This is a genomic window from Neoakkermansia glycaniphila (assembly GCF_900097105.1).
Taxonomy (GTDB): Bacteria; Verrucomicrobiota; Verrucomicrobiia; order Verrucomicrobiales; family Akkermansiaceae; genus Akkermansia; species Akkermansia glycaniphila.
This window is the reverse complement of record NZ_LT629973.1, coordinates 2,836,606-2,854,594: the sequence shown is the minus strand read 5'-3', so window position 1 is coordinate 2,854,594 and position 17,989 is coordinate 2,836,606. Positions and strand designations below refer to the sequence as shown.

General features: G+C 55.5%; 29 protein-coding genes. All 29 read right to left on the bottom strand.

Annotation, left to right across the window (positions count from 1 at the left end):
- Nucleotides 1-76 precede the first annotated feature (76 nt).
- The 29 genes from PYTT_RS11975 to PYTT_RS13505 all read right to left on the bottom strand — a co-directional run bounded on the left by PYTT_RS11975 (nucleotide 77) and on the right by PYTT_RS13505 (nucleotide 17,973).
- Nucleotides 77-928: a hypothetical protein gene (locus tag PYTT_RS11975; RefSeq protein WP_067777580.1), complete on the bottom strand. Its 852-nt coding sequence runs from the start codon at nucleotides 926-928 to the stop codon at nucleotides 77-79.
- A 31-nt stretch (nucleotides 929-959) separates the two neighbouring features.
- Complete coding sequence (locus PYTT_RS11970; protein ID WP_067777581.1) at nucleotides 960-1,472, bottom strand: hypothetical protein; 513 nt, start codon at nucleotides 1,470-1,472, stop codon at nucleotides 960-962.
- The gene (locus PYTT_RS11965) at nucleotides 1,469-1,696 is read right to left on the bottom strand and encodes a Bbp19 family protein (protein ID WP_067777582.1); all 228 of its coding nucleotides are present in this window, start codon (nucleotides 1,694-1,696) and stop codon (nucleotides 1,469-1,471) included. Before PYTT_RS11965 ends, PYTT_RS11970 begins: the two co-directional genes overlap by 4 nt.
- A 10-nt stretch (nucleotides 1,697-1,706) precedes the next feature.
- On the bottom strand, nucleotides 1,707-3,368 hold the full coding sequence (locus PYTT_RS11960) for a portal protein (RefSeq protein ID WP_067777583.1): 1,662 nt from the start codon (nucleotides 3,366-3,368) through the stop codon (nucleotides 1,707-1,709).
- A gap of 8 nt (nucleotides 3,369-3,376) precedes the next feature.
- Nucleotides 3,377-3,766: a hypothetical protein gene (locus tag PYTT_RS11955; RefSeq protein ID WP_067777584.1), complete on the bottom strand. Its 390-nt coding sequence runs from the start codon at nucleotides 3,764-3,766 to the stop codon at nucleotides 3,377-3,379.
- 4 nt (nucleotides 3,767-3,770) lie between these two features.
- Nucleotides 3,771-4,466, bottom strand: coding sequence for a M15 family metallopeptidase (locus PYTT_RS11950; RefSeq protein WP_172801830.1), 696 nt, complete (start codon nucleotides 4,464-4,466; stop codon nucleotides 3,771-3,773).
- Between the two features lie 5 nt (nucleotides 4,467-4,471).
- Nucleotides 4,472-4,681 carry a hypothetical protein gene (locus PYTT_RS11945; protein ID WP_067777586.1) on the bottom strand — a complete coding sequence of 70 codons (210 nt, stop codon included), beginning with the start codon at nucleotides 4,679-4,681 and terminating at the stop codon, nucleotides 4,472-4,474.
- Nucleotides 4,682-4,686: 5 nt separating this feature from the next.
- Nucleotides 4,687-5,124, bottom strand: coding sequence for a hypothetical protein (locus PYTT_RS11940; protein ID WP_067777587.1), 438 nt, complete (start codon nucleotides 5,122-5,124; stop codon nucleotides 4,687-4,689).
- Nucleotides 5,121-5,723: a hypothetical protein gene (locus tag PYTT_RS11935; RefSeq protein WP_067777588.1), complete on the bottom strand. Its 603-nt coding sequence runs from the start codon at nucleotides 5,721-5,723 to the stop codon at nucleotides 5,121-5,123. The genes PYTT_RS11940 and PYTT_RS11935 overlap by 4 nt, the downstream gene beginning before the upstream one ends.
- Nucleotides 5,720-6,265 (bottom strand): hypothetical protein, encoded by a 546-nt coding sequence (locus tag PYTT_RS11930; protein ID WP_067777589.1) that lies wholly within the window; start codon nucleotides 6,263-6,265, stop codon nucleotides 5,720-5,722. The genes PYTT_RS11935 and PYTT_RS11930 overlap by 4 nt, the downstream gene beginning before the upstream one ends.
- Entirely contained in the window at nucleotides 6,262-6,849 is a 588-nt protein-coding gene (locus PYTT_RS11925) for a hypothetical protein (protein ID WP_067777590.1), read from the bottom strand. The genes PYTT_RS11930 and PYTT_RS11925 overlap by 4 nt, the downstream gene beginning before the upstream one ends.
- Nucleotides 6,846-7,991: a hypothetical protein gene (locus PYTT_RS11920; RefSeq protein ID WP_071133506.1), complete on the bottom strand. Its 1,146-nt coding sequence runs from the start codon at nucleotides 7,989-7,991 to the stop codon at nucleotides 6,846-6,848. The genes PYTT_RS11925 and PYTT_RS11920 overlap by 4 nt, the downstream gene beginning before the upstream one ends.
- 62 nt (nucleotides 7,992-8,053) lie before the next feature.
- Complete coding sequence (locus tag PYTT_RS11915; RefSeq protein ID WP_067777592.1) at nucleotides 8,054-8,509, bottom strand: hypothetical protein; 456 nt, start codon at nucleotides 8,507-8,509, stop codon at nucleotides 8,054-8,056.
- Nucleotides 8,506-8,880 carry a helix-turn-helix domain-containing protein gene (locus PYTT_RS11910; RefSeq protein WP_141675896.1) on the bottom strand — a complete coding sequence of 125 codons (375 nt, stop codon included), beginning with the start codon at nucleotides 8,878-8,880 and terminating at the stop codon, nucleotides 8,506-8,508. Before PYTT_RS11910 ends, PYTT_RS11915 begins: the two co-directional genes overlap by 4 nt.
- Before the next feature lie 5 nt (nucleotides 8,881-8,885).
- Complete coding sequence (locus tag PYTT_RS11905) at nucleotides 8,886-9,977, bottom strand: hypothetical protein (protein WP_067777594.1); 1,092 nt, start codon at nucleotides 9,975-9,977, stop codon at nucleotides 8,886-8,888.
- A 27-nt stretch (nucleotides 9,978-10,004) separates the two neighbouring features.
- The gene (locus tag PYTT_RS11900; protein ID WP_156850371.1) at nucleotides 10,005-10,649 is read right to left on the bottom strand and encodes a hypothetical protein; all 645 of its coding nucleotides are present in this window, start codon (nucleotides 10,647-10,649) and stop codon (nucleotides 10,005-10,007) included.
- The gene (locus tag PYTT_RS11895) at nucleotides 10,597-11,127 is read right to left on the bottom strand and encodes a hypothetical protein (RefSeq protein ID WP_067777596.1); all 531 of its coding nucleotides are present in this window, start codon (nucleotides 11,125-11,127) and stop codon (nucleotides 10,597-10,599) included. Before PYTT_RS11895 ends, PYTT_RS11900 begins: the two co-directional genes overlap by 53 nt.
- Before the next feature lie 3 nt (nucleotides 11,128-11,130).
- Nucleotides 11,131-11,418 carry a hypothetical protein gene (locus PYTT_RS11890; protein ID WP_067777597.1) on the bottom strand — a complete coding sequence of 96 codons (288 nt, stop codon included), beginning with the start codon at nucleotides 11,416-11,418 and terminating at the stop codon, nucleotides 11,131-11,133.
- Nucleotides 11,419-11,421: 3 nt separating this feature from the next.
- Entirely contained in the window at nucleotides 11,422-12,234 is an 813-nt protein-coding gene (locus PYTT_RS11885) for a DNA adenine methylase (protein ID WP_067777598.1), read from the bottom strand.
- The gene (locus PYTT_RS13895) at nucleotides 12,234-12,701 is read right to left on the bottom strand and encodes an HNH endonuclease (protein WP_067777599.1); all 468 of its coding nucleotides are present in this window, start codon (nucleotides 12,699-12,701) and stop codon (nucleotides 12,234-12,236) included. Before PYTT_RS13895 ends, PYTT_RS11885 begins: the two co-directional genes overlap by 1 nt.
- Nucleotides 12,691-13,368 carry an ImmA/IrrE family metallo-endopeptidase gene (locus PYTT_RS11875; protein WP_067777600.1) on the bottom strand — a complete coding sequence of 226 codons (678 nt, stop codon included), beginning with the start codon at nucleotides 13,366-13,368 and terminating at the stop codon, nucleotides 12,691-12,693. The genes PYTT_RS13895 and PYTT_RS11875 overlap by 11 nt, the downstream gene beginning before the upstream one ends.
- Complete coding sequence (locus PYTT_RS11870; protein ID WP_156850370.1) at nucleotides 13,365-14,000, bottom strand: hypothetical protein; 636 nt, start codon at nucleotides 13,998-14,000, stop codon at nucleotides 13,365-13,367. Before PYTT_RS11870 ends, PYTT_RS11875 begins: the two co-directional genes overlap by 4 nt.
- Entirely contained in the window at nucleotides 13,997-14,662 is a 666-nt protein-coding gene (locus PYTT_RS11865; protein ID WP_067777602.1) for a hypothetical protein, read from the bottom strand. Before PYTT_RS11865 ends, PYTT_RS11870 begins: the two co-directional genes overlap by 4 nt.
- Nucleotides 14,659-15,237 carry a hypothetical protein gene (locus PYTT_RS11860; RefSeq protein WP_141675897.1) on the bottom strand — a complete coding sequence of 193 codons (579 nt, stop codon included), beginning with the start codon at nucleotides 15,235-15,237 and terminating at the stop codon, nucleotides 14,659-14,661. The genes PYTT_RS11865 and PYTT_RS11860 overlap by 4 nt, the downstream gene beginning before the upstream one ends.
- A gap of 294 nt (nucleotides 15,238-15,531) precedes the next feature.
- Nucleotides 15,532-16,137, bottom strand: a complete 606-nt coding sequence (locus PYTT_RS11850) for a hypothetical protein (RefSeq protein WP_071133502.1) — start codon at nucleotides 16,135-16,137, stop codon at nucleotides 15,532-15,534.
- A 258-nt stretch (nucleotides 16,138-16,395) separates the two neighbouring features.
- Nucleotides 16,396-16,761 (bottom strand): hypothetical protein, encoded by a 366-nt coding sequence (locus PYTT_RS11845; protein ID WP_067777606.1) that lies wholly within the window; start codon nucleotides 16,759-16,761, stop codon nucleotides 16,396-16,398.
- 22 nt (nucleotides 16,762-16,783) lie between these two features.
- Entirely contained in the window at nucleotides 16,784-17,008 is a 225-nt protein-coding gene (locus tag PYTT_RS11840) for an AP2 domain-containing protein (protein ID WP_071133501.1), read from the bottom strand.
- Between the two features lie 49 nt (nucleotides 17,009-17,057).
- Nucleotides 17,058-17,279: a hypothetical protein gene (locus PYTT_RS11835; protein WP_067777607.1), complete on the bottom strand. Its 222-nt coding sequence runs from the start codon at nucleotides 17,277-17,279 to the stop codon at nucleotides 17,058-17,060.
- Between the two features lie 67 nt (nucleotides 17,280-17,346).
- Entirely contained in the window at nucleotides 17,347-17,973 is a 627-nt protein-coding gene (locus tag PYTT_RS13505; protein WP_156850369.1) for a hypothetical protein, read from the bottom strand.
- Nucleotides 17,974-17,989 lie beyond the last annotated feature (16 nt).

The window sequence follows — 17,989 nt, the reverse complement described above, 5'->3', positions numbered from 1 at the left end:
CGGAACTGGCAGCAAACGACCAGAGGCGCGAAGCATCCCGCCCCGCGCCTCCGCATCGTCATCCTGCCTCCCTGTATCAGGAAACAAGCCCGGCGCGCACAAGCGCCGTCACGCCCGGCTCGCCCTTAATGTAATCATCGTGCAGGGGATCGCTCTCATCCGTAATAATTCGCATCGCCCTCTCCTTGCCGATCGCACCGCCCCCTTGGCTGCCCGGCGTCCCGATCGACTTCCGGCCGTCATCCTGCATGAACTGAGCCACATGGTGCATAATCTTCACGAACGCCGTATTATTCCGCAAAGCCATCGCCTCATCCGAATTCTCATCCAGCCCAAGACGCCCGGCCATCTGACTCCACGCCTGCCCGGCAGACTGCATCTTCGCAGCAAACTCATTGCCCCACGATCCCTTCAGCTCATTCACCCTCTTCTCCTGCTCGGCCGCCTGCTCCGCCACCTGCTTCTCGGCTGCCACGCGCTCCAGCTCCACCTGCTTATCCAGCATCGCCTGAAGCGCAGCCTTCGGCACATGGTGCTGATGCGCCACATCGGCCAGAACCTTCACCTGCTCATCATTCCACTCCACGCCAGCGGGCAGATTATCCGGCTTCTTCAGCCCGTAGCCATCGGCATTCTCCGGCACTCCTGCCAGCCCGCGCCAGCGGGCCACCTCCTCCGGCGTCGCCCCCTCTCCTGGAACATGCGGCTGCTTGCTCTCAAGATGCCTGTAACTCTTCGCCAAATCCGCGGCAGACTTGAACTTGCCAAGCCCGGCATACTCCTCTCCGAACTGGTTATGCCAGCCATCGACGAACGAACCGTCCGCATTCACCCATGCGGCACTTCCTCCTCCACCGGCGCCTCCTGCGCCATTCCCATTAAGCAAAGGCGCACCACCCTTATTCTCATCATTATTCTGTGGATCCATAAAAAATCAAAAAGTAAAAAGGTTAAAAAAGTTAAAGCCCATAGCAGAACTCAATCTTCGCAGCCGACTTGAAAACGGCGAAATTGGCTGGATTTCCCTCAGCATACCGCTCCCATTTCAGCATGAACTTAGCCTCCGGCAAATGCTCAAAATCCCACCGCAGCCATGCTGCATTGAAATTCATGCACAACTCATCGCGCGGCGGTGGTCCATCCACCTCATCCTCTCCCTCCGGCATCTTCTCATCAGGCAGCACACCGCCTTCTTCCTTCTTCTCCGGCTTCTCCGGCTTCTCATCAGGCGCACCGCCCTCCTTCGACTCCTCCGGCTTATTCTCGCCGGAAAGCCCTGGCAAATCAGGCAGCAGGGAACCGCCGCCATCATCCCCGGAAGAACGTGCAGCCATCCACTCGGCCAAACCGGCCGCATGCTTATTCCTCGCCTGAACGGAAACGAAATCCACCCCCACCTCCGAATTCACGCCGATCTTCTTCCCATCGAAGAAAATGGCACCGTCATCTTTTATCTCGTATGTATTATTCATTGGGAAAACTTCTTCATCATCATCATCACCTCATACACCACCGACTTCCGCCCATCGGCGAACGCCGCCTGCACCGGCTCGCTCGTCGCAGCGAACGAAGGCACACCGTACCCAGTCCGCTCCTTCAGAAACTCCAGCACCGCCTCCCCTTCAGGCGAAGAGAAAAGCGAGTGAACCCGCTTCTCCCCCTCCTCCAGCTTCATCAATCTCTCATTCTTGTTCATGGTAAAAAAATCATTGAATGCCTTCTGCCAGCTTCATCGCATCAGCCCCCTTCTTCATCGTATCGGCCTGCACATTCTCCTCCTGAGCCGCCAGCATCCGCTTCCGCTCCTCCTCACGCGCAGCGCGCAGCTCTTGCACCGCCTTCGACTTCTTCATCCAGTCGGGATCCAGCCCCATAATCCGGGACGCATCCTTCACGAACCTGTCGAAATCCACATTATCCAGCACCTCAGGCGACACCTGCGCCACCTGAAGCAGAATCTCGCTCAGAGACTGGAACGCACCCATCTGCTGCGCCTTGATCGCCAGCGCAATCTTCGAGCTGAACGAAACATTCGGCACCCCGATAAACGCCTGCCCTCCGGAAGCCTGCTTGGAAAAAGAAGCCGGTGGCTTCGTGAACATCCCGTGATCGTACAACAGGCAAAACACATGCAGCAGCATCGGCGTCAGAAACTCCGAACTGAACCGCGCGAAAATCGGGTGAAACATACCCAGGGACTCCTGTTGCCGCGCAGAAACCTCCATGGCCGTCATCCGCTTATCCTCCTGAAGAATCGGCTTGAACAACGGCACAAAAAACATATTCTCGATAATATTCCGCTTATCCTCCACCCGGTCCTTATCGAACTGGTACCCTGATTCCGTCATCCATGTGGAAGGCTTCGCCACCTCTCCATTATTCGGATTGAACGGCGTAATTCCTCCGGGTGAATGATCGATCGAACCAATAAGCGCATCCGGCGCCAGCACACGGGGAAACGTCGCATTCTCCGTCGCAAGATCCGTCATCGCCTCAAGGAAATTCGCCTGCTTCGCCACCGGAAGCGCAAAAATCCCCGGAGAAATCGCATACGGCCCATTCTCCCACCGCAGCCAGCGGCTCGTCAGATACGGCATCCGCTCGAACCCGCCCTCATGCACGATCGACTTACTCTTCACGTGTACATACACACTCGCAAAAGGCATCCCCCTGTTCCCAGCCTTACCGTATCCATCCGTACGAGGGAACACCGCATGCAAATACTGCTCCTCCTCATCCTGCTTCTTCTCATCGGCCGCATTCTTCTGCACCACATCCGGCAAATGATCATCATCTCCGGAAAACATCTGCACAGCCTGCCGTGGCGTAAGATTAAACTCTCGGAACACCGTATCCACAAACTGCTCCGCATCCTCCTGAAGGCAATAGCTCCCCACAACCTCCTCCCGGAAAAACAGCATATCCCTCTTATCGCTCCACCCCGCATACATGCACCCGCACCCGTAGGCGCTCCTGTTCGCAAAATGCTCATACGCCGCCGTATAGAAATTGCTCCCGGCCAGCGCCTTCCTCGCCACATCCGTACAAGCCGCCAGCCACTCCTTCACCTCCTCATCATGCTCCATATTGGCGGGGGCATCGAACGAAAACCAGTTCTCCCCCATAGGCGTAATCTGCACCAGCTGCCCATTCGCAAGAATCTGGCATGACTGCATCGCCGTCACATCCAGCAAACGCGCCACCGCATACTGATCGTACCCCTCCGCATCGCGATCCACGCTCTTCGCACTGCACACGCTTGCAGACATCGGATAGCACAGCTCCCTCACCGGCTTCCACGCACGATCATAATTCGCCCTCTGTCCCTTCATCTTGTCGAAGCGATTCAAAATAACCTTCGCATCCATATCTTACTTTACAAAAGTGTTTTGCCGAAATGAAACCCGGCCTTCCTCCGCGCGGCATAATTATCCGCCGAACCCGTAGAACTCTCGCTCGTCGTCCCGGCCGTCGCCGTACTTCCGGAATCATCAGGCAGCAGCGAAGCCGCAGAAGGCCCCTTAGCCATTTTTGCCATCCTGGAACCAATCAAAGCCGCCGTACCGCCGTACGCACCGCCAAGAAGCGCCCCGGCGGTTGTCGTACTCACTCCAAGAGTCGAAGCCGTTGCTCCAATGCCCAAACCAGTAGCACCGAATGCCCCGGCAGCAACGCCGCCGGTCAAAGCACCGGCAGTCACTCCAAGCAACACCTTCGACCCGGTATCGCCGAAAACCTTCTTAAATGTCCTGCCTATCCCGAACATGATTTCACAGAGTAGCGAACTGAACGTGCATCCAGTCATAATTGCATTCCCGTCCAAGAGAAACCGCACCCACGGACTCCCAAATCTCCCACCAAATATCGCATTCAGCACGGCTCAAAGTCGCCTTAGGCTTCTTCGTCGAATAATCGTTGCGCTCCGGGTCGAAATCCAGAGCAATCCCCCAGGCGTGCATACTCTTCGCCTTCCCTGTTGAAGTCGAACGGTTGTTATAACTGCCGCCGTACACATCCAGCCCAAGCTCGTGAATACGCTCTGCGCCGTAATACCTAAAAACCATCGTCAGGGCATCCTTCACCGCATTCGCCACCAGCCGGTGAACACGAATCGTCGAAAGCTTCTTCCCCTCGTAAAACATCGGGTACGGCAAAGAAACATTCACCAGATTGCTCTCGTCGCCGGAAAAACCGAAAATCGACTTGTTCGACCTCACCTCTGCCTGTGAAGGCCACATTGTCGGAAGATGAATATCAAGCTTCCCGGCAATCGCTGCAAACGTCTTCGGCCCGGCTACGCCGTCAGGTGTCACCCCCACGGCCCGCTGCACCGCAGGCCATGTACAAACATTCTCTCCTTTCATCATCCCCTTGTATTGCAGCGCCTCAACAATAACCGCCAGCGTCTTCGGCCCGGCGATACCGTCAGCCGTCACTCCCAGCCTGCGCTGGATAGCCTTAATCATATTTTTCATTTGCTTGATTTGTGTTCGAGGTTTTGGATTCGTATATTCATCTCTTGTAATGCTTTAGCGTTTTCCGTTATCCATTTTGTTTGTTCGGAAACGAATCCTCGGAAATCCCAGTAAATCACTCCGGCCACGGCAAAGCCCAAGAGCATAATAAACTCCGCCTTGTACTCCCTCATTACTGAAAAATATCCCTTAACCTTGTCGCACATGGTCGTTATTTGAATTTAGAGGTTACAGAGCGACACAAGGTGCAACCCGTGCCGGTCACGCGGTGCATGATGGCATGCGCTGCGTCAATCTGCTGCACCTGCTCCGGGGTCACCGGGGCGCAGGAGGTGAAGAAGGACGCGCCCCACAAGACCACCGCCCCCACGGAAGCGCAGGCAATGCCGAATAGCCATTTGCGCCAGCCTGAAGACGTAGAGGCCTGTCTGGCCAGCCATTCCCGCACGTCGTCGCCTGCGTGTGTGGCGATAATTCCCGGCGCGGCTTTGGCTACGGCTGTCCATGCATGTTTATGGATTCCATAGCCAAGCAATCCGTCGTTTTTGTCGTACTCCATTTCAGCACGCGTGTGTACATCACGGAGATATATGCCGATTGTTTCCGCGCAATCATGCGTGGGTTCCGGTGTGTTGTTGGTTTCGCTCATTGTTCTTCTGTGGTTTCCGGCCACGCGATGGCGGCAAGTTCTTCATGTGTAGTGGCGGCACGGGCTGCCATTTCGAGGCGATTCTGGATGCCAATGATCTTCGCTTCGGCATCACCGGCCTTCTTGACATTTGCAAGGATCCGCTCGACGAGAGCTTCTACCGGAATGCCGATTTCAGAGGCAATGGCTCGGACGAACTGTGCTTCCGGCGTAGCGGATTCCGGATCCGCTTGCAATGCACGCGCTCCGGATGCCTGCTTCTCACGCGTATCAACTTCCGGATAGCTGAACCCGGTCTTGGCTGCTTCAGACCGACTCCCAGCCTCGGCTTGAATCTCGGCGATGCACTGGGCGCGGTAGTCTTCCAGAGGCACCGCCTCATACGTCTGGACGATCTGTCCGGCATGGGCGGTGTAAACGGCAACCTCCCACGGCGCGGCAGGCTGCTCCGAGTATGTGACAGGCAAGTACCCGTCGGCCAGCAGTTGCTCGGCGTTGGCTTCGCTGTTGTAGTTGACGACAAGCCCGGAGTCCGTCACGTTGACGGGCGGCGCTGGCTCTATGTTGTATTTGTCGATTATTTTTGCGTATGTGGTCATTGTTTGTAGGCGTTTTGTTGTTCGGGTGAGGCGGGAGTTAAAGCGTCGCCGATGTCGATTTTGAAAAAGCGGAACTCATTGGCCGTTACTTCGAGGATTTGCCAGCGGATGACGACGCACGGCTTGTCATACGGCGCGATGATGTCCACATAATAGCCTTGATTACCCGCAAAATACGTATTGGTGTAAGTGCCGAGGTCGATTTCTTCGCCGCTTGCTGTTATGCCTGTGATGCTGTACTTTTTGACTTGGCATCCCCATTGAACATTGGTGTAGTACATGGTGCGGAGTACAAGCCCGGCAGGGTACCAGAGTTCCAGATATGGCAAGCTTCCATCGGCGTTTTTTTTGCCCATCCAACATTGGTTGACAACATTCATGGGCGTAAACGATGTCCAGCCGTCTGCATAGCCGATGTACACGTTGCTTGCACGGGCGGCGATGGTTCCGCCTCCCCATGTGCCGGGCTTGATAAGCGGCGGCTGCGTCCACTGATACAGAGGGCCGCCGCCAGTGGGCCGGAATGGAGTCGGTATCGTCATGGCTGATGTGGGAGGGGCACGCAATAAGCGTAGTTGATTTCAGGGGTCATGCCCGGCACTTTGCGAATTGTGACGCGGTAGGAGGTATATTCCTTGCTCATTAGAGGAACAACGCCGACCCATTGCCAGCCGCCGTTAAAGTCGATGGGAGGGGCGCAATATCCAGTATCTACCCATACCTCAAACGTGATGACGCGCCCGGCCGCATCGTCGAACGTGCAATCTGCAAAGGTGCAGTCAATTGGGTTATCGGTGAACGGGAAGTGATAAATCTCCCCGTGACGTAAAATATTGTCTGCCGGATTACCCGTAACAATCTTTTGTCCGGGAATGACGGTCGGTGCAGGAGTTCCGCCCCCACCGGACGACACACCGGCAGGGGCTGCATTAAAACATTCGGTAAGGGCTGCGTTATCGTTTGTCACATCGGGGTGCAGGCCAATGGCAACAAAATAATATTGACCGGCTGTCGTAGCGTCCAGAACGGTGACAGTATCGCCGGATTGTAGTGTGTATTTAACTTGGCACGCCCCTGGAGTGGTGACGGCGTAGGTTTTGCCCGGCGTTGTGTTAATGATTCTCATACTAGTGTGAATGCTGGTGTTGCTGTGTTTTTCGTGGGATGATAGATGGCATTTGACGCAGTGGACATTGTAACTAATGGTTTGTTGCTACCGCTTTCCGTATCGGAGATTGCGAGGTTGATCTGCCGGATAGCCCTGCTGGACAACGTATTGGTAACCGTGCTGCAAATGTTGCCGGTCGATCCTCCGTAGTTGTACAGCGTGATACTGTTGTCATTGGTGTGGGTAATGCTAGCCGACGTGCCGCCATACAAGGCGGCGGAACCAGCAGAGAGCGTCAGGCTGGCCGTGGTGCCGCTCTTGACGGTCGCGGACGTGGTGCCGTTGATGCTGACGACGGTTCCGGAGTAGTTGGACAAGTCCACATCCACCATGCCAAGGGGATTCACCGTCAAAGCTCGTCCCAGATTGTTGATCAGAACGAACACGCCGGAGCCTGACATGGCCGCCACAAAGCGGTTCGTAAGTCTGGCATCCGTCAGTATCTCTTCAAGAATGTTGCCCGTCGCCGCCGTGATCGCGTCTCCCACTGCTCCGGTTTCAATGAGCTGCAGGATTTCGGCCTTGATCGCCTGACATTGAGAAAGCATAGACGCAGCATTCACAGCTGACTGACCCGCGGCATTCGCAGCTGTCTCCGCCCGGTTCGTAGCCACATCCACAGCATCATTCACCCTCTTCTCGAACTCCTTGAAAAGAGCATCGGCCCGTGCCTTGAAATCGTCTAATGCCTGCTTGGCAGCTGTTGCCGAGTCTGCCGCCTTACCTGCCGAACCGGCAGCCTCCGCGGCACTTTCACCGGAGCGTACGGCGGAAGCCTCCGCCTCCCGCGCAGCATTCACCGCCTTCTCCACATCCTCCGCCCGGAGATTCAGAAACGGCACATCCAACGTCAGCCCGTCCTCATCCTGCATCATCACCCGCCAAACACGATCCACTCGCCCAACGGCTCCACCGGAAACCTCCAGCCGAACCTTACGGCTCACCGACACGAAAAACCATTGCCCATCAGGCAACGACTCCGAATAAACGAACTCCTCCACCCCTCGGTTATCCAGCGCCACCAGCCGCGCAGAACCGCCGTTCAGCCTCAGCGTCACGGCATACGGTTGTCGGGGAGTCGTCTGGTAAACATCCTTCACGACCCCACTCTACACGCAGCACCTGCATCCGGTAACTGGCAACAACCGACCAGATGCCAAATCTAAATCATATCACGCGGCAGCACATCGATCCTCATCGCCTCAAGAATCGACTTCAACTCATCCGAACCGCTCACCTCCACCTTCTGCGTCACACTGCCGAGAATCTGAAGCATCATCCTCATCGCCTTCAGCTTCACGCTGAACGGCACCTTCTGCGTCCCGTCATCATTCACACCTACGTCCTCATACAAATCTTTCAATTTGAACATGATATTCGGTGTCTCCATCTCCCACCCCTTTTCCGCACGCTCGCGTAAGCGCAGGCGGGCGCGTCGCACCTCAGGCTTTTTCAGGGCTTCGGAAGCTGCCGTACCATCACCGGCCAACGGCTTCTTCCTCTTGCTAGCCTTCGCCCACGCCTCAGCCTTGCCCATCCCCTGGGCAAGGTACATCACAAACCGGGCCAGCTTCTCGCTCAGCCCCTCCGTCATCAGCTCCTTCAGTTCTTCTTTCATGGTTTTGCAACAAAATCAAACTCCCTTTGTCCCGGCGAAGAATCGCCCTTCCTTCGTCCGGCCGACCGCACCGGAGAAGGCCCGGCCACCCGGCACAGCTTCCGCAGCACAGCCCGCCCCGCCCGCGTCGGGGAAATCCGAAGCTCCGAACGGCACGGACAATCCGCCACCTGCTCGATCCTCAGCAAATCCTCCATCTTCTCCAGCGCCGCCCGCACCGCAAACCGCCTCACCCCGCAAGCCCGTGCCAGAGAACTCACGCTCTTCCGGCCGTCCGCGGTTTGCGCCAGCAGCAGAATCTGCACTTGCAGCATCGTCAGCCCGCTCCGCCGCACCCGGCCGATCACATCCATCAGCATCGTTGAATCCATCGCCTTCATCCGTGAAATTTCTTGTACTTCTGATTCTCCTTCCACCACCGCTCCGCCTGCACCAGCACCCCGCGAATCTCGCGGAACATCGACTTCAGCGAATCCGGCCGGAAATACCGCCCGCCCTTCTCGTCTTGCGGCATCCGAGACGCCATGAACTGCTCCACCATCAGGCGATACTGGTAAAACTCCGGCCCCACCGCCCGCCATGCCTCCTCCGCAGCCCGCCGCTCGGCACGGCTCAGCCTGCCAACCGCGCTCCCGCAATCCGGCACAGACCAAACCGGACGAACGGACCGCACATCGAACACGAACTGCTCGAACCCGTACGGCGCCTCCATACCACCAACCTCCCCCCCGGCTGCGCCGGGTGAGGCGTAGGCGACAAGGGGTGAGGCGACCTGAGCGGAGACAGGGGGAGGGGGCAAGGATGCGCCAGCATCCGCCTCCCCTCCCGCGTCGAAGCGATGGGAGACGTCTGCGTAGGACGGCGAAGCGGCAGTGGCAGAGGGCGAGCCGTCAGGCTCAGTCCCTGCCGCGCCGCGCAGCCGCCCGGAGCAGCACCCCGCAGGAGCCGGAGCCTCACCCGGCGCAGCCGGGGGGCGGCGCGCCCCCCCCTTCCCGGAAAAGCCGGGGGGGATAGAGGGGGGTAAAGTCTCCTCTCCTCTCCTCTGGTCACAAAAATTTGTGACACCATCCAGGCACGCCTCATCCCCCTGATTTTTTGCCGACCTGTTCGACCGGCTCTTCTCCTGCCGTTGCGCCCCCTCCGCCCGCAGCTTGGCGGACGTACCGTTATGCTCGCAAAACTCCGGCATCTCCAGCACGCCATACAAATCTGTCTGAATCCACCCCACGCTCATCATCGCCGCGCAGAACCCCGGCAGCGCCGCCACCTCATCCACCTCACCCTCCGTAATGATAATCTCGCCGAACCGGCTATTAAGATCCATCCAGTCCATCCACTGCATGAAATGCCCGGCCAGCTTCCACCGGTCAACTTCCAGCTTGCGGGCCATCATCCGGACTTTCGCATTATCCGTCAGCCCGCCCACATACTTGATCCACCGAAGTGAACACTTTTTTTGAATCGCCATCGCTATATATATAATAGAGGTAAAAAATCAAATGGTACGATACAGGCTTGCCGCCTGCCCGCCTCCGGCCTCGATCGTCAGCCCGTACCCACACATCACCACCCGGTGGCGGAACGCCAGCTTATCGCAGGACTGCATCACAGCCCACACCGGGAACCGCCCGTCCCGGCACAGCGACTTGCCCACATACACATACTGCGTCCACACCTTCGAGCCGCCACGCGCCACCGATGCGGAAAAAGGCAGCTTCCAGCACTTCCCGGCCTCTTCGGCGGAATCCCCCAGAGAAAGGCGGCTATCGCGAATCGCCTTATCCCGGTCCCGCTCCTCCTTCCACCGCTCCCGCTCGCGCAAATCGTTCATCACCTCCTGCTCGCGGCGCGCGGCGGCGCGCTTCTCGCGCTCCTGATGCTCCTGAATCAGCCGGGAACGCTCGCTGGATTCATACATGGCGCACTCATAGGCGCTATGATTGATCCACGCATTATCAGGCTCCTCTCCGCGCTGAATACTGGAGGGATGCACAATAAGCCCCTGACCGTTCTCAAGCATCGTCACCAGGCAAAAAACGGCATTACCCGCACGCAAATCATCACGCTCCACACGCACAGCATGGAAATTACTGAACCGAAGCATCGCTCCCTCCTTCCTCTCCGGGTTCACCAGGTTCATCAGCCACCGGAACAACAGGCTCCGCCGGGGGCGCCACCTTCTTCTTCCGCGTCCTCGTACCCGCCGCCAGCTGAGCCTTGTACTCGCGGGCGCGCTTCTGCCTCCGCCGATGATGATACCTCAGCTTTTCAAGCAACCGGCGAACCTGCTCCTTCTTGCGGCGAATCTCGCGCTCGGCATCCTGCTTCGTCTGATACTCTCTCTCCTTCAATTCCTCGACCTCTTTCTCAAACTTGGAACATCCCTCAACCGCCACATAATAACATTTCTGAATATGTTTATATTTTTCATGCTTTGCTTCCGCTGCTTGCCTTTGGGCTTCACTGATTGAAAGACGATCCAAAAGCTCCAAGGCAAAATTCTTCCACCATTCCGAAAAATAGGAAAAAAGCGGCATATCCTCATCAGAACTACTTTTCAATTTATTGATCATCTCATCCATCAAGGGAGTTACTTTTTTGTCAAGGGGTTTATTCATCGTTCAATTAAAGGGAAAAAGTTGAAAAAACCAGCACGCCAGCAGAACCAGCGCCCAGAAAACTGCAAGCACAGCCACCACCCCGGCGGCTGAGGAAAAACGGGGCCTTGCCGTGGGAAAATGAAGCTGGTGAACCTCATCCTCAGTCAGCCCGGCATCGAACACCGGCGGAGCATCCATCCGGCAATGCACGTAGAACGTCGCCGCCCGCACCGCAGAATACGGCACACCATCCGCACCCCGCGCCACGTTCACGGGAAGATCTCTCTTATTTCTTTCATTCGGTTTCATCTATCAAAAAAGCATGGGTTGGGGTTGGTAGTTGAGCCAGAGGACTTCTGTTTTCGCCTGTCCTTGCGTCGTGTGGGAAACCGTGCTCTCCCTCCACCATCCGGGCAGACGGTCATTGTACATTTCGGAGTCATAGCCAGACAGTACGACACGACCCTTTAACTCCTGCAGGAACGCGAGAAGCTGTTCGTGATCGGCGTCTCGGTAATCATGCGCATAGCGGAACCGTTTGTTCCGCGTTTCCTGAATGTACGGCGGATCCACATAGTGGAGCGTGTCCGGCGAATCGTATCTGGACATGATGGACAGGGCGTCCATTTTGTTAATCTCGATATTGCGACTCCTCAGTTCCGCGGCGCACTCTCGCACTACGTCAGGATATTCACGCCATGTCTTCGGGTAGGGCGTTGTCCTGGTCAACCCGTCGCGCTTGAATCCCGGTTTATAGATGCCACCGCCGTAACTCATCATGGAGTTGATGGCAAATCTCAAGGCATCCTCTACCGGGTCGCCCGTAAGATCGAACGACCGGCTATACGCCTCTTGTGCGTACGGGGTCAACTCAATCAGGCGTGCCAGTTTTTCGGATTGAGCAGGATCCTTCAAAACCTCGAAAAAATTCACCACTCTGTCGTCAAGATCGTTGTAAACCTCAAGGAATGCGGGTGTTTTGTTGAGTAGAACCGCGGCAGATCCTCCAAACGGCTCAACGTAGAATTTATGCTCAGGGAAAAATCCGATGATCCACGGCGCGATTCTGTTTTTGCCGCCGGGGTACCGGGCCAAGGCTCGTTTACGGGGTGACTTGGTGTCCATCACTCGCTCTCCTTTCCGCTCTCAGGCTCGTACTTATCGCACACATTGCTATCAAATGATAGGGTCGGAGGCTCCACGTCACTGAGAAGAAGCGATGGATGACCGCAAGTAAGCGGATATGCGAATACTTCGAAATACTTACAATTTCCGCAAGTGTTCGGAGCATTATCATCATCCTTTTGCCGTTCCGCCCGCGTTGCGGCTGCATTACGCTGCCGCTTGCCGAGGTCGAGCCGGTTGTGGCATCGCTGGCACAAAGCAATCAGGTTAGGATATGCGTTGTTGATCTCTGGGTCGGCCAGCCACTCGCAATGATGGACGGTCAACACGACTTTGCTCTTAGTCAAGGGGTGAGGCTGATGGTTGACAGCTCCGCACAGCTCGCACTTGTTCCCGGCTCGCTCTCGCTGCGCCTTGCTGATCTCTGCCCAGTTGGCCGGGTACTTGGATTTGTCCTTAATTGGCATGGATGGCCTCCTCTCCAATCGTCAACACGGAAGGGCCGTACACGGTTCTCACTTTGAGCGGTTTCCGTATTCGCAGGCAAGCTATCAAGAGCCGCCGCTCCTCAATGAGATTTGCCTGTGGTTGCCTGAGTGCCGATTTGACTTTTTGCACTTTGCCGGATCGTAGGACGTGCAAAAGCCCCCATGATTCAGGAAGTTCGGAAATCCCTATGATTCCGGGCTGGCAAATGTAATATCGGAAATCGCCCATGCCTTTTTCGGGGAGTCGACGGAACGGCTTTTTCGCATCTGACGCGAAATCAGCCTTGCTTGTCTTGGCCTCTACCAGCACGCTACACGCCGACCGGAATCCGATTGCGTCAGGCTGCTCGGTTGTGATGATGCAGTTTGGTTCGGCGATTGCTACGCTGCACTTCCCGGCATTCAGTAACCATTTTTCTGCGATTTTGCACAGTTCGAAATGAGTGAATCCATCCCTGTATTTTCGCAAAAGCTCGCGTCCCGCCTTGTCGGATTTTTTCAAAGCTTCGCAAATAACACATTCTTCGACATGAAATTTTTCGGCGAGTTGAGCGATGGAAAGTCCATCAGCAACCGCCTTTTTGACGGATTCGGGCGGACACAAGAGATCGACTGCAAACAAGTTCGCCTGTCGTTCCATGTTCATGGCTTCTCCTCCTTTCCATGACTGACGATTTTTCTGAAAACAAGGATGCTTCCACCAGACACAAAAAATCCTTCGGGGAGCGTATTTATTTTGAAAAGCTCGAAACCTTCAATGGATAAACGATTCATCTGATGTTCGTACTCTTCGGTATTGAAACCTAAAACCTTAACAACTCGATATTCAAACGTTTCCATCCCGCCCCTCCTCCCTAGCTTCCTCCATCGCCCCCGCCAGCCGGGCTTGCATATCGGCGGGCATGGGGGCGGGGTAACGTCCTCGCGGAGACCCCAAGGCCACACGCCTACGCTTTCGGCATAGTATTGATTTTCGTCGGAATCCTCGAAAAACCATCCGTAATCCGTGTCGGGAGATGATACGCTGGCAACCGTAACGCGCTTGCCGTCTAGGAGCTGCACGACGTCTCCAATCTGGATGCGCATACAGGCCGGGAATTTGCTCACAAGCTCTTCCCACGCATCCCAGCATTTTTGAATACCGAGGTGGTACGCAATGGGGATTGTTGATAGTCCGCATTCGCAAAATATGCAACTTGTCTCTCCGTCTCCTACTCCATACACTAAATTACTTGGTGTATTTCCGCAAATAGGACATTTCGAGTATTCGTGTTTCATTTCTCGCCTCCCTTAATCTCAATGATTTTGTACTCGACGACCCATACCCACGGGTTGCTGTCCCATGCCTTGGCTCCGTTGATGGAGTCGATTATCGACTCATAGGATTCCCGTGGGGTGGAGCATGTGTATTTTTCCCTCCGAAAGTCAAAATACGCAGTATAACCATACTCTCGCGTGGAGAGCACCCCCTCGGCCATACAATCATCCCATGATATATCCTGCAACCGCTCAACGCGGATGTTGGTTATCTCAAGCATGATGCGGCTCGCCCAGCGCGGCATGTGGATTGCGGGAATAGACCGCTTGTGATCGACCTTGGCGAGCCATCCTTCGGGGTAGTCCATTGGCAGGAATTTATGATCCGCGCCGTAGAGCCAGCTGCCGTCACCATCATTCCAGAGTCGCTCCCTCACCCACAGCTGATCTCCAATCGTGCCGTAGGGGCATGGGATGCAGATTTGGTTTGAGCCATTGCTTAACATTACAATAGCTATTCCCAATTCATCACCCTTCACGATTTGTTCCGTGAAGAACATTTTGACGAACTCATACCCTTCCGGGATGTTCTTCAGCCCCGTCATCCGGCGAGTCTGCGTCTTGCGACGGGCAAGGTTCGCCAGCACCATCGGTGCCGACATGAGGATTGGTCGTGTGTTCATTTCGTGCCTCCTATCTCGGCAATTCGCATGAAAAACGACGGGACACACACGCCACCCGAATCAGGCATGCGCTTAACATGATCCGCTGCTTGATTCGCAATCTCCAAGAATACGGCGCGAATAATACCGCAGCTTGACATTCTCTTTGAATATAAACGGAATTTGTCTAGTGGGGGTAAAACGGAATCCGTATTTCTTCTAATAAGTTCACGCGCCATAAAGACCGGATGTTTCCCGGCGTCCAAAGTGAAATGATCACCGAACGCCGTCATCATCTCGCCGCAAATCGCAAAATTGGAATCATCCACCTGCACCTCATAAAGTGAAATAACGGCACCCCAACCTTTGAACTGGCGGCGGCGCGAGAACATCTCTTCAAGGATGGTGAGCTTACGTTTTTCCTCGGATCCAATGCTTTCAACGGAACGAACCATATCATTCCATCCTTTCCGGGAGTGTGAATACATCTTGCATGAAAGGCACCCATAGAGGCGCGCGCCGCGAACAATCAGCTTACGCCCTGCTTTGAAGCAAACAGGACACGCTGCGAGCTTATTTCTTTTGTCAGCACTCATTTTTTATAATTGGTGTAATCTGTTAAATCTGTGGCTAAACATGAACCCAACGCATCTTCTGGCCGCGTCCACCCCCTTTTTCTGCTTCATCCGGCACAATACCCGCACGATCCGGAACGAACCCGGCGCAGGGAACCTGCCACGGGTATCGCAAAAGATCCGGGCAATTTATGTAAAACGACCCATCCTCCCGGAACCGCAAAGGCAGCGCCTTGATATGAACCCACGCCCCGCCGAACGCCTGAAGCACATACTCCCGCTTCTCCGCCGGACTCATCGCCTTGAAAGCCTTCGTCATACCTCGCCTCCTTCCATCAAAACAACCCCGTCATCACTGATCACTCCGCGCTTCTTCGCCAGCTCAATCACGGCATCAGCCTCACCTGCATTGATCAAAAACGCCCGTTGAAGCATCGAATGGCTACACCTCTTCTCACGGATCATCTCGGCCAAGCAGCGGCGGTACAGCTCCTCATTCACCTCTGGAGTTCCTATGCCCTTCAGCTCCCTCTGCTTCGGACGCGTTGCAAGAATCTCATCCTGAAGCCAGCCACGCTTCAGATATTCGTCATAAGCAGCCGGATCGAACCGGTAATTCATTCGGCATGAACTATCCCGCACCTCGTAGGAATCGAGGGCATCAAGCACACGCCCCTCAAACACACTGACAAACCGAAGAACCATCTCCCGCGCCTGAAAAAGACCTTTGATAGTCGTCTTTTCATCCAGCACAATATCCAAAAAACTGGGGAACACCTTGGCTTCATCGTAAAAACGCCAATGGACATTCTTTGCGCCGCATACAGTGGCAATCTTCGCTTCCATATATCCGAGATCCCGGAAATGCGCGTTCGGCATCACATCGGGATTCGCCTTCTTATCTTGTTGTTTCTTGCTCATGATTTTTTGTGGGTAAAAATGAAAAGTGGACTTGTGCGCTTCAAAAAGACCGGCAGCGGCACGCACGTTCCGCCGCCGGGCAGAATCTTATGTACAGTCGTTCAAATCGTTACTTCATGGCTTCCTCCTTTCCGGTTTTTATGGGAAAATCTTCAAACTCTGCGTCTATCTGTGGCTAAAAAAACTCGCAAAGAAAAGCCCACCAGGCGAACGGTCCGAACACGGCACAGCACGCCACATAAAACCAGTCATCCCCCGTCAGCATCCGGCCGCCGCCGCCTTCCTTCCGGCAAACTCGTGCATGTGGGTCATCGCCTGGAAGAAATCTTCCCGGTTGTACCTCTTCACCCCCGCCTTCTTTGCCCGGCCGGCAGCTGCGTCCGGATCCGCAAAATCCTCCGTGGCAAAAAACCTCACCACGCCGGGAACCACGCCGCCCACCTCCTCCTCGGAAAGCACCCGCCGCAGCTCCACCGCCGCAAACACCTTGTCCACATACGGCAGAGCCACCCCGTACCTCACGCCCAGATCCTTCCGGCTCAGCCACGCTTCCTCCACCCCGGCCAGCTTGCGCTCCAACGCAAGCAGCCGACCTTCAAAAAATTGCAGTTGTTCTTCGCTCATGGGGTATCGTGTGGTTCAAACGTCAAGCCTTCGGAGCAGCGGCGCAGGCTTCATACACCGCCTCGAAATCCTCCCGGATACTCTGGCGGAAACCGAGTGCCGCCTGCAAAGCCTCCTTCTCGCTTCCGTGAGACTTCACCGAAAAATACCGGCAAATCTTCCGGCCGCCCCGGCTCACCGCCACGCGGTACCCATAAAAAGAAGTCTCCCGGTACGTGTACTTCGTAATATTCTTATGCTTCTTCATATCCTTTTACCTGTTACCTATTCCCTTTTACCTATTCCCTATTCCCTGATCAGGCCGGTTGATTCTTCACAAACTTCACCTTCACCATCCCGCACACCTCCTCGTCCTCCGCCACAATGCGGCACCTCTCCCCATTCGCCCAGAACACGCATCCATCCTCCACGCGCTCCAGCTCATGCAGCCGGCACCCGGCCAGCAGCGTAATGCGCCCTGCCTCCTCCAGCTCTGCATACATCTCCTTCGTCAGCTCGATAATCATCTTGTCGTTCATCCTGTTGTTTCTTTCTATGGTTGCTTGTTATTTTTGAAATGTTATATTCGATCCGATGCTTGAAATACTAGACACCTTCTCCATCACGGAAAAAATCATCACTGGCCTCGGTGTCACCGGCGGCATTTCCCTCATCTGCTGGTGCAGAAAAATCATCGCCAGCTGGCTGAAAAGGCGTATCAACAGAACTCGCCACCTCCTCCGGCCCCACCAAAGCTTCCCGCGCCATACACTTCAGTTCGCACGCCTCGTCCGCCAGCAAAGACAGCTCATCCTTCGTAACAAAAGGCTTCATGCAGAGATTGCACAGCTGAACCTCCAGTTCTCGCAGAAAAACAAACAAACGGGCGATGATCAGCTGGCCGTCCTCCTTTTCGCCGCGAAGCAACAGGCTTTTACTGCCGCTCAAGTGGCGCATTCCATCAAGTGGAATCCTCAATTCACTGAACTCATCATCAGCCAATGCCTGCAGGCGCAAACCATCCGCGCCGCCTACAACTACCTGCGGCCCACACTCTACAGTCTCACCAACCACGGAAGAGCCTTCCTGCTGGAGCAAGGCCTTCTGCCTCGCCGCTGAACCACGCCCCCGCAGGTCGATCACTTCATACGGCCAGCCGCAGGGATGCACCGCCATCCGCGGATACTCCTCCCGGTACATGCCGCCCTCTTTCCCTGAACGTTCTTCCTTCATACTCTTACCTTTTACC